The organism is Ignatzschineria ureiclastica, assembly GCF_003121845.1.
In the GTDB taxonomy this organism is placed as follows: Bacteria; Pseudomonadota; Gammaproteobacteria; order Cardiobacteriales; family Wohlfahrtiimonadaceae; genus Ignatzschineria; species Ignatzschineria ureiclastica.
The window spans coordinates 1-676 of record NZ_QEWQ01000031.1; the positions used below are offsets into that span (position 1 = coordinate 1).

Sequence of the window (676 nt, forward strand, 5' to 3'; positions counted from 1 at the left end):
CATTATTTGCACCACCAAGAATATCAAGTTTTTGATTCAACTTACGTTCAACCACAACTCCATCGTTATCCGCACCAAAGAGTAAGCCATCATCAAGACTTGCGACCTCTTTCTCATTGCCGTCTTTATCTTTGTACACAATACGGACTTCGCCATCTTTTCCATTTAAGCCTGGCGCTCCATCTTTCACTGCAATATTAAGAGTTGGTGCATCTTTACCTGCCTCACCTTTTGGACCGGTAAGACCGATTGATCCATCTTCGCCATTAATAACTACTGATGAACCATCTTTTCCGGTAACACCAATCTTACCGTCAACGCCATCTTTTCCGTCTTTTCCAGCTTCACCAACTTGGATATCGCCTAAGCCACTTAGGTTCTTCGCCATTTTCACAACAAGGTTGCCATCTTCAACATCAACACGCAGATTTTCATCACTCGCATCAATATTGTCAGCTAAACCACCTTTAATGGTGACTTTATCGCCAAGTTTTTTACTTACTTCCCCACTGTTACCTGCAAATGTAAGGCCTGTATTTGTTAAATTCGTACCTAATGCATCTAACTGATCTTTGTTGACAGCATCTTTACCATTTACACCATCAGCAACATTCGTGATTGTTTTACCACCTGCATCGACACCATTTGCGGTAATACTTGGACCATTTGCAATAGT

General features: G+C 41.4%; 1 pseudogene. It reads right to left on the reverse strand.

From position 1 onward, the window contains the following. Nucleotides 1–676: pseudogene (locus tag DC083_RS10100) on the reverse strand (YadA-like family protein); the annotation flags it as partial.